This is a genomic window from Frankia sp. CcCS3 (genome assembly GCF_977927575.1).
In genome coordinates, this window is record NZ_CDWRCL010000152.1 from 1 (window position 1) to 9,729 (window position 9,729).

General features: G+C 67.8%; 5 protein-coding genes and 1 tRNA gene. 4 read left to right on the forward strand and 2 right to left on the reverse strand.

Translation table 11 applies throughout. The annotated features are described in order from the left end of the window. Positions 1–102 precede the first annotated feature (102 nt). Complete coding sequence (locus AC08OQ_RS13565; RefSeq protein WP_476612092.1) at positions 103–1,131, forward strand: DUF3560 domain-containing protein; 1,029 nt, start codon at positions 103–105, stop codon at positions 1,129–1,131. Between the two features lie 959 nt (positions 1,132–2,090). Next, the gene (locus AC08OQ_RS13570) at positions 2,091–3,773 is read left to right on the forward strand and encodes a recombinase family protein (RefSeq protein ID WP_476602181.1); all 1,683 of its coding nucleotides are present in this window, start codon (positions 2,091–2,093) and stop codon (positions 3,771–3,773) included. Here AC08OQ_RS13570 and AC08OQ_RS13575 read toward each other — a convergent pair. Beyond that, positions 3,738–3,822 (reverse strand) — tRNA-Leu (locus AC08OQ_RS13575). The two genes, AC08OQ_RS13570 and AC08OQ_RS13575, sit on opposite strands and share 36 nt — an antisense overlap. Positions 3,823–4,035: 213 nt before the next feature. Next, on the reverse strand, positions 4,036–5,004 hold the full coding sequence (locus AC08OQ_RS13580; protein WP_476605393.1) for a ParA family protein: 969 nt from the start codon (positions 5,002–5,004) through the stop codon (positions 4,036–4,038). Between the two features lie 217 nt (positions 5,005–5,221). Here AC08OQ_RS13580 and nifJ point away from each other — a divergent pair, with 217 nt between their 5' ends. Both nifJ and AC08OQ_RS13590 read left to right on the forward strand, forming a co-directional pair. Then, a complete protein-coding gene (nifJ, locus tag AC08OQ_RS13585) occupies positions 5,222–8,743 on the forward strand; it encodes a pyruvate:ferredoxin (flavodoxin) oxidoreductase (protein ID WP_476605394.1) in 3,522 nt (1,173 codons plus the stop codon). A gap of 331 nt (positions 8,744–9,074) precedes the next feature. After that, positions 9,075–9,674, forward strand: a complete 600-nt coding sequence (locus tag AC08OQ_RS13590) for a heme-binding beta-barrel domain-containing protein (RefSeq protein WP_476602040.1) — start codon at positions 9,075–9,077, stop codon at positions 9,672–9,674. The last annotated feature ends 55 nt before the right edge of the window (positions 9,675–9,729 follow it).

Consider the following 9,729-nt stretch of genomic DNA (forward strand, 5'->3'; position numbering starts at 1 on the left):
CCTTTCAGCTGCCTCCTTCCGGGACAAGCCCGGCGCATCTCCCGACCGCAAACCCCAGAGCGAAAAACAGCCCCGAAAAGAGGAAACCCGCACGGAGGAAGCATGGAAAACACGCGGAACTCCCCGGAGAATACCCAGCGCGGGACGATCATGATCCGGCATACCCGGGAAGCCGGGACGTTGGTCGAAGGCGCCAGCCGAGCGGACTACCCGACACTGTCACCAATCTTCACAAAGCACCGGGTCCGCTGGTCGAGCCACATCGGCGACGGCGGAGCCTGGTTTTGGCGAAACAGCCGGGGACGGGGCGCGGACACCTACCGGATCAACGAGTTGGCCGACGCGCTGCGCGCCGCCGGGTACCCAATCGAGATCGCGATCGACGAGACGCCAGTCACCGACATCGCGGCGCTCGAAGCGGCCCGCAACCAGCGGGCCGAGGATCGCGCCGACTACCACGCCGATGCCGCCGGTCGCGCGGCGGCCCGCGCCGAGGCCCGGTGGAAGGCGGCCCGCGGCATCCGCGATCACATCCCGCCAGGGCAGCCCATCCTGGTCGGCCACCACTCGGAGGGCCGGCACCGCCGGGACCTGGCCCGCGCCGACGGCCACGAACGCGCCTCGGTCGAGGAAGCCGGCAAGGCTGGCTACCACGCGAACCGGGCCGAGACGGCGGCCCGGTTCCAGCAGCACCGGGAGAACGTTCCCCGCACCCTGCGCCGCATCCGCACGTTGGAAGCCGACCAGCGTGCCGCGGAGCGGGCGTTGGAGAAGGCGACCCTCCGCGTCGCCCAGGGCGGCGTACCACCCGACCCGGTGTGGAAGGCCGGCATCGAGGCGGACGCCGCCCAACGCGCCGCCGAGATCGACTACTGGAAGCGGAATGTCGCCGAGCAGGAAGCCGCAGGCGTGAAGGTCTGGCGGCCAACCGACTTCCAACAGGGTGATCGTGTGCGTTCGTCGTTCGGCTGGCACACGGTGCTGCGGGTCAACAAGCAGTCGCTAACGATCCCTCACGTCTTCATCCCTGGAGAGACGTGGCGTCTGTCGTACGACCAGGTGCTCGACCGCCGGGTCTCCGTCGTTCCACATCTCGAAGTAGCGCGTGACCAGCTGTTGCGTCGGCAGTGACATCCGACTGTTGATCATCTTGGGGTTTGTCTTCCCGGCGAAGGTTGTGTCCTGCCTGGCAGAGGTCCTGCTGCGCAGGCCTCCGGGCGTTCGATGAGCTGACCGCGTTCAAAGCGTGCTCCGGCGCGGACGAGCGATACGAGGTGGGGTGCGTTGACGGCGCGATTCCCGGTTACGGGAAGATCGTGCCAGTGAATGCCGCTCACTCTCGGGAAACTCAACATACCGACACCGATTCAACTGGCACTTCCCGAAATTAAATCCTTCGAGATCGAGTTTTAATATAAAATGGCCAAAGGCGTGAGCGTGGCAGGTTCGACGATTTTTCTTACCGGCTGACTACCGGGGCTATGCGAGCCTCGCGGACCGTGTGTCCCCGGCGGGTTACCAGGCAGGTATTCGTAGCAGGGAAGAGTTTCGGGAAGGTGGCCGGGACATCAGAACCCAGCCTTCTCCCATGACCCACCTGCCCATCGTCACAGGCTGTTCCCAGATGCCGATCTACCTGCCCCGTTGGGGTGCCGCACCTCGGACCCCGCGCAGAACACCACCCTTTCTCCACCCTGGGCCCACCCTCCCCTTCGCTGCGCCAAAGCCGTGCCGATGACCAGGCCAGGACAAGACGCAAGCTGCTCCCCGGATGATGCGGAGGGCTCGGTCGACCATAAAACGTCCCCCGACGGTCCTGGACCCGCGCTGAATGGACGGCAGGCGGATAAGCATCCCCATGGAGCTGGACGTTACTATCAAGACACCCAAAGCGACGAGGTCTTTCTCATACTCCTCCCGGACGGGCCGCCGACCCTCACCCCCTCGGCGGCACGGGCACTGCTACGTATCCTGCTGGCAGCACAATCCACCCGTTCCGGCCGAACACCCGGGACCGAAGCGAACATGCCGCGGAAAGATCCGCCCACCTCAGACTCATCCGCGTCGCCTCACCACAAAGGACCGCCCCCATGATCAGACTCGCGTTCTGCGGCAGGGTCTCCACCGAAGACCAGCAGGATCCAGAGGCCTCCCGCAACTGGCAGATCGCCCGCGCACGAGCCCTGACGGAGAAGCACGGGGAGATCGTCGCCGAGTACTTTGACGTCGGGCACTCCCGGTCCCTGCCCTGGAAGCGCCGTCCACAGGCCAGCCTGCTACTCGACGCCCTCCGGAACCCCGATCGGGGTTTCGATGCGGTTGTCATCGGCGAGCCGCATCGGGCGTTCTACGGCAACCAGTTCAGCCTGATCTTCCCGCTGTTCACCCACTATCGCGTCGCGCTGTGGGTGCCCGAGGTCGGCGGGCCGATCGACCCGACCTCGGAAGCCCACGACCTGATCATGTCAGTGTTCGGGGGCATGTCGAAGGGAGAACGGAACCGCATCAAGATCCGGGTACGGACCGCGATGGCAGCCCAGGCCAAGACCGAAGGCCGCTACCTCGGCGGCCGGCCGCCCTACGGCTACCGCATCGCCGACGCCGGCCCCCACCCCAACCCGGCCAAGGCCGCCGACGGCAAACGCCTCCACGTCCTGGAACCCGACCCGGTCACCAGCCCCATCGTGGCCAGGATCTTCTCCGAGTACGCCGCAGGCCGCGGGCTGTACGCGATCGCCGAGGGACTCACCGCCGACGGCATCCCCAGCCCGTCAGCGCATGATCCGGCACGCAACCCGCATAGGACCGGTATCGCCTGGTTCAAACCGGCGCTGCGTGCCATCCTGACCAACCCCCGCTACACCGGCCGTCAGGTCTGGAACCGCCAGCGCAAGGACGAGGTCCTTCTCGACGCCGAGGACGTCGCCCTCGGCTACGAGACCCGAATGCGGTGGAACAACCCCGACACCTGGATCTACTCCGCCGCGATCGTCCATCCGCCGCTGGTCGACGACGACACCTTCGCCCAGGTCAAAGCCCGCTACGCCGCCCGCAAGCGTGATCCGAGCGGGCCGCGCGAGCCCAAACGCACCCGGCACCCCTACCAGCTCCGTGGGCGGATGCGCTGCGGGATCTGCCAGCGGCGGATGCAGGGCAGCTGGAACAACGGCAAACCCCACTACCGCTGCGTCTACCCCGACCAGTACGCCCTCGCCAACCACGTCCACCACCCCCGCAGCGTCTACGTCCGCGAGGAACTCATCGTCCCCCACCTCGACCGCTGGCTCGCCCGCGCCTTCACCCCGCCCCGGCTCCCTGTGACCATCGCCGCCCTGACCGCCGCCCAGGACGACGACACCGACATCGGCCGTGACGCCAACCTCGCCCAAGCACGGAAGGCCGTCGCCGACTGCGACGCCAAGCTGGAGCGATACCGGCTCGCCCTCGAAGCCGGCACCGACCCCGCCCTCGTCGCCCGCTGGACCGCCAAAGCCAACACCGAACGCGCCGCCGCCCAGGCCCGCCTCCGGACCACCACCGACCGTCAGCGCATGACTGAACAGGAGATCAGCGACATCGTCACCGTCATGGGCGACATCGTCACGGTCCTCGCTGAGGCCGACCCAGCCGACAAGGCCGAGATCTACACCCAGCTCGGGCTCCAGCTGATCTACGAGCCGGGAGCCCACCGAGTGATCGCCGAAGCCCAGCCTCAAGCAATCATGTACAAACGAGAGTGTCCGAGGGGGGACTTGAACCCCCACGCCCGTTAAAGGGCACTAGCACCTCAAGCTAGCGCGTCTGCCATTCCGCCACCCGGACAGGTGGTCGCGGATGTCTCACCCGCGAACGACTGCGATGTTACACGCTCCAAGGGGGTGGTTGTCGCTACCCCCGACCACCAGACGATCAAGTCCCGACTTGCGAGTTCTGCCCCGCTTCGACGAGAACGAGAAGCGGCAGGATCACTACTCGAGGTGTGTCTCGGAGAATGTCGATCATGACTGGCTGGGCGCCGGGGCCTCTGGATCTCGCCTACGCGACGGGCCTACGTAACGGACCCGCCCCGCGGCTGGCCGCCCCGACCCGCCGGAGGAACTCCTCGACCAGGCTGATCAGCTCCCGGGCCACCTCGGGCGGGAGATCTGCGGACAGCACCGCCGGCAGTTGGGTTCCAGCTGCTCCGGCGAAGCTCCGGTTACTTACGCGGAGCATCGACTCGAACACTGGAAGTCCGAGACTCGATGCCTGGTGGATGTAGGGCCGCAGGAAGCTGGTCGGCCGACCGCCGTAGTACTGGACCATCATGAGAACAACACCGAGCACCCGCGGTTCGAGTCGTTTCACGGCCGGATGCATCCCGGACTGCAACTCCGCGACCCTGTTGTACTCCCAGACGAACCGGCCCAGTCTGCTCATCAGATGTTCGATGCCCAGCGTCGACAGGTTGTCCGGCCGGGCCGGGATGAGCAGGTGGTCGCAGGCGGCGATCGCGGCCCGGGTGATGACTCCGAAGTTCGGCGGGCAGTCGATGAGCACAAGGTCGTAGTCGTACGTGGAGAAGGACGCCAGCCCGGTGGCCAGCCGCTGGTAGACGTCGAAGTAGTACCTGGTGGACCGGTGGGCCCGCGCCCCGCCCAGCCTGGCGGTGAGGTCCATCTCGATGTCGCCGAGCGAGAGGTGCGACGCGAGCAGGTCCAGCGTGCTGCCGCCCGCGGCGACGGCGGCGTTGACGATCGACGGCGTGGTCACGTACCCCGCGAGGGGCGGTGGGGTGGTCTCCGGCCGCCACGACTCGAACCACGCCTTGACGGTTCTCCGGTGGTCGGCGAGGTCCGTCCGCCAGGTCTCGGGCCGGTAAAAGGAGAAGGTCAGGTTCGCCTGCGGGTCCAGGTCGATCATCAGTACCCGTCTCCCCAGCCGGGCGATCGCGGCGCCGATGTTTGCGGTGAGCGTGGTCTTGCCTACCCCGCCCTTGTAGCTGGCGATCGCCACGACCTTCACCGCATCCTCGCTCCCGGTCGCGCGCTCCGCCCGGCGGCGGAGGGACGTCGTGCCTCCTCGGCCGGACCCTCAAGCTTCCGCGTCCGGTTCACCAGCAGACTACGGCTGTTTCTGGATCGGTCACGTGGCCGGGAGTCGGATACTGGTGACTTCCGCCTTCGGGGACGGGAAGGAAGTCCCCCCTCGATCCGTCTCCGGACGCCTGAGTCTGGGATGCATGGGTCAGAAGACGATCGATGGGAACGAGGCCGCCGCGTTGGTGGCCTACCGGGCGAGCGAGGTGATCGCGATCTATCCGATCACCCCGGCGTCGGCTATGGGGGAGCTGGCCGATGCGTGGGCGGCGAAGGGCCGCCCGAACCTGTGGGGTGCGGTGCCCGAGGTCGTCCAGCTGCAGAGCGAGGGTGGTGCCGCCGGCGCGGTGCATGGGGCGTTGCAGGCGGGTGCGCTGTCGACGACGTTCACCGCCTCGCAGGGTCTCCTGCTGATGCTGCCCAACATGTTCAAGATCGCCGGTGAGCTCACGCCGATGGTTCTCCACGTCGCGGCCCGGACCGTGGCCACGCACGCACTGTCGATCTTTGGTGATCACAGCGACGTGATGGCGGCGAGGTCAACCGGTTTCGCCATGCTGTGTTCGGCGTCGCCGCAGGAGGCGCATGACCTGGCCGCGGTGGCGCAGGCGGCAACGCTCGAGTCGCGGGTGCCGTTCCTGCACTTCTTCGACGGTTTCCGCACGTCGCACGAGTTGAACGAGGTGGCGTTGCTCGACGACGGCACGCTAGGTGGTCTGCTGGCGGCCGAGCATATCGATGCCCATCGCCGCCGGGCGTTGTCCCCCGACCGCCCGGTGATCCGGGGCACCACCCAGGATCCCGACACGTTCTTCCAGGCCCGGGAGGCGTCGAACACGTTCTACGCCGCGGTTCCCGGGATTGTGCAGGGGGTGATGGACCGGCTGGCCGCGGCGACGGGCCGGGCCTACCGCCTGTTCGAGTATCAGGGTCATCCCGAGGCCGAGCGGGTCGTGGTCGTCATGGGGTCGGGTCGGTCGGCGGTGCGGGAGGCGGTCACCCGGCTGGTCGAGCGAGGCGAGCGGGTCGGGTTCGTCCAGGTCCGCTTGTTCCGTCCCTTCGACGGCCGGGCGTTGCTCGCGTGCCTGCCCTCGACGGTGCGGTCGGTCGCGGTCCTGGACCGGACGAAGGAGCCGGGCGCGTCGGGTGAGCCGTTGCGGCTGGACGTCGTCGCCGCGTTCGCGGAACGGCCCGAGCGGATGCCGCGGGTGATCGGTGTCCGTTACGGGTTGGCGTCGAAGGAGTTCACCCCGGCGATGGCGGCGGCGGTGTTCGACGAGCTGGCCGGCGCGGCGCCGCGTCGGGAGGTGACGGTGGGTATCCGCGACGACGTCACGGACCTGTCGCTCGAGGTGGACGACGACCGTGTCCCGGAGCCGGATGACGTGCTGCGGGCGGTGTTCTACGGGCTCGGTAGCGACGGCACCGTGGGTGCCACGCGGGCGACGGCCGGTATCGTCGCCGCTCGCACGCCGCTGCACGCGCAGGCGTACTTTGTGTTCGACTCCAAGAAGTCGGGGTCGATGACGGTCTCGCATCTGCGGCTGTCGCCACGACCGGTCGACTCCCCGTGGCTTATCCAGAACGCCCAGTACGTGGGCTGTCATCAGTCCTCGCTGCTGGAACGGGTGGACGTGCTCGCCGTGGCCGCGCCGGGTGCCACCGTGCTGCTCAACAGCCCGCATGCGCCGGAGAAGGTGTGGGACTATCTGCCGGCCGACGCGCAGCGGCACCTGCTTGACCGGGGTGCGCGCCTGTTCGTCGTCAACGCCGACCGGGTGGCGAAGCAGGCCGGCATGCCCGGGATCGTAAGCCCGGTGCTGCAGACCTGTTTCCTGGCGCTGTCCGGTCTGCTGGACCGCGACGAGGCGATCGCGGCGGTCAAGGACGGGGTCCGCGCCGCCCGCGGCAAACGCGGTGACGCCGTGCTGCAGCGTAACTTCGCCGCCATCGATGCCGCGCTCGACGCCCTGCACGAGGTCGACCTGCAGGCTCGTGTGGTCACGGGGCAGGCGCGCCGGCAGCTGCTCGGCGAGGCGCCCGCGTTCGTCCGGCAGGTGACGGCGCGGATCATGGCGGGGGAGGGGAACCTGCTTCCCGTCAGCGCACTACCGGCTGACGGCACCTTCCCCGTCGGGACGGCCCGGTACGAGAAACGCGGCCTGACCCGCGAGCTTCCGGTGTGGGATGCGGACCTGTGCATCGACTGCGGCAAGTGCGCGATCTCCTGCCCGCACGCCGCCATCCGGATGACGTTGTTCGAGCCGGCGCAGCTCGCCGGCGCGCCAGCGTCGTTCCGGCACAAAAAGCCGAAGGACCGCACCCTCGCGGCGTTCCGGCTCGCGGTGCAGGTGGCACCGGACGACTGCACCGGCTGCGGCATCTGCGTCGAGGCGTGCCCGGCGAAGAGCCGGGAGATCGAGGGCCATCGCGCCCTGGACATGGTCGACGCCGCACCCCGCTTCGAGGAGGAACGCGCCGGATGGGCGTTCCGCGAAACGCTGCCGGCGGTCCCACCGGCGCTCGCCCCACCGGACACGGTCCGCGGCTCGCAGCTACGGGAGCCGCTGTTCGAGTTCTCCGGCGCCTGCGCCGGCTGCGGGGAGTCGCCCTACCTCAAACTGCTCACGCAGCTGTTCGGTGACCGCATCATCGTCGCGAACGCCACGGGATGCTCGTCCATCTACGGCGGCAACCTGCCGACCACACCCTGGTCGGCGGGCACCGACGGCCGCGGCCCGGCCTGGGCGAACTCGCTGTTCGAGGACAACGCCGAGTTCGGGCTCGGGCTACGCCTCGCGCTCGACACCCGGGCCCGCGAGGCCCGCCGGCTGCTGCGCGCACAGACCGCGACGGTCGGCGGCACGCTCGTCGAGGCGCTGCTCACCGCCGACCAGTCGACCGAGGCCGGCATCCTCGACCAACGCCAGCGGGTGGCCGAACTACGCCGACGGCTGGCCACCGTCGACCACGACACCACCCTCGACGCTGTTCTCGACGACCTCGTCGACAAAAGCGTGTGGATCATCGGTGGGGACGGGTGGGCGTACGACATCGGCTTCGGCGGCCTCGACCACGTGCTCGCGTCGGGGCGCGACGTCAACGTGCTCGTCCTCGATACCGAGGTGTACTCCAACACCGGTGGGCAGGCGTCGAAGTCGACGCCGCGCGCCGCGGTCGCGAAGTTCGCCGGCGGCGGCAAACGGACCCGCAAGAAAGACCTCGGGCTGCTCGCCGCCGCCTACGGCGACGTGTACGTCGCGCAGGTCGCCCTCGGCGCCAACGACCAGCACACGGTGAAAGCCTTCAACGAGGCGGCCAGCTGGCACGGCCCGTCCCTCATTGTCGCCTACAGCCACTGCATCGCCCACGGCATCACCATGACCGACGGCATGGCCCACCAGAAAGCCGCGGTGAAATCGGGATACTGGCCGCTCTACCGGGTCGACCCCCGAGCGGAAAGGCCGTTCTCCCTCGACTCGCGGGCACCGTCCATCCCCTTCAGCGAGTTCGCCGCCACCGAGTCCCGGTTCACCCTCCTCAACACCGTCAACCCCGACGAAGCCGACGAGCTCGCGGCACTCGCCCAACGCGACATCCTCGGGCGCTGGCAGACCTACGAACACGAAGCCGCCCACCCCCGCAACACCACCACGCAAAACTGAAGCGGCGCCGTGATCACCAAAGGGGACGTAATGAAGTAACAAATACGTGATCGAGAGCATCATCGCAGGTCACAGGCCTGTGGAGGGTTCGAAACGCGCAAGTTATTTCATTTCGACTCCAAAGCGGCGCCGTGCTCACCAAAGTGACGCCGTGCCCCATGAGACCAGTGAAATATTCGATCTTGATGGCGGATCCGTGAGCACGGTGAATGTGCCGTCTTGCGCGTCTTGAGAGTCGCGCAACAGCGGCTTGCAAGAATTTGACAGTAATGTCGAGATGTTCCGGGCTTGTTCCGGCTATAGATGGTTCCTCGCCCAAGGAGGGTTCGCCTTGACGGAAAAGACGGGAAAGACTGGGGAGACGGGAAAAGCCGGCCCGGAGTTCGGTCCGTTGGCGGCCCTGGCCGGTGAGTGGGAGGGCAACCAGGGGGTGGACGTTGCCTTCGGCAACGCCGAGGGCTCGATTATCGAGACCCCGTACCGCGAGAGGGTCACCTTCAAGCCCTTCGGTCCCGTGGACAACGGCCCGCAGTGTCTCTACGGCCTCGACTACCACATGGCCGCGTGGCGGGCCGGCGAGGAGAAGGCGTTCCACACTGAGATCGGCTACTGGCTGTGGGACGCCGATCTCGGCCACGTCATGCGGTGCTTCATGGTGCCCCGCGGTACGGTCCTGATCGCTGGTGGTGCCGTGGCGCCGGACGCGACCGACTTCACCCTGCGGGCGCAGGCCGGCTCCCCCACATACGGTATCCTGTCCAACCCCTACCTGGCTCGCGCGGCGAACAGCATCCGCTACGAGGTGAGCATCACCGTCACCGATAACGGGAGCTTCGCCTACACCTCCACGACCACCATCGATCACGAGCGGGTGTCCGACCCGGTCGCCCATACGGACCGCAACGTGCTGCGGCGCCTGTCCGACGCTTAGCCGCCCGGCTTAACCGCTTGGCTCAGCCGCTCGGCTTATCGGCCTAGTACTCCAG

Coding starts and splice junctions, on each gene's coding strand:
- AC08OQ_RS13565 (WP_476612092.1), top strand. CDS start 103: ATGGAAAACACGCGGAACTCCCCGGAGAATACCCAGCGCGGGACGATC.
- AC08OQ_RS13570 (WP_476602181.1), top strand. CDS start 2,091: ATGATCAGACTCGCGTTCTGCGGCAGGGTCTCCACCGAAGACCAGCAG.
- nifJ (WP_476605394.1), top strand. CDS start 5,222: ATGGGTCAGAAGACGATCGATGGGAACGAGGCCGCCGCGTTGGTGGCC.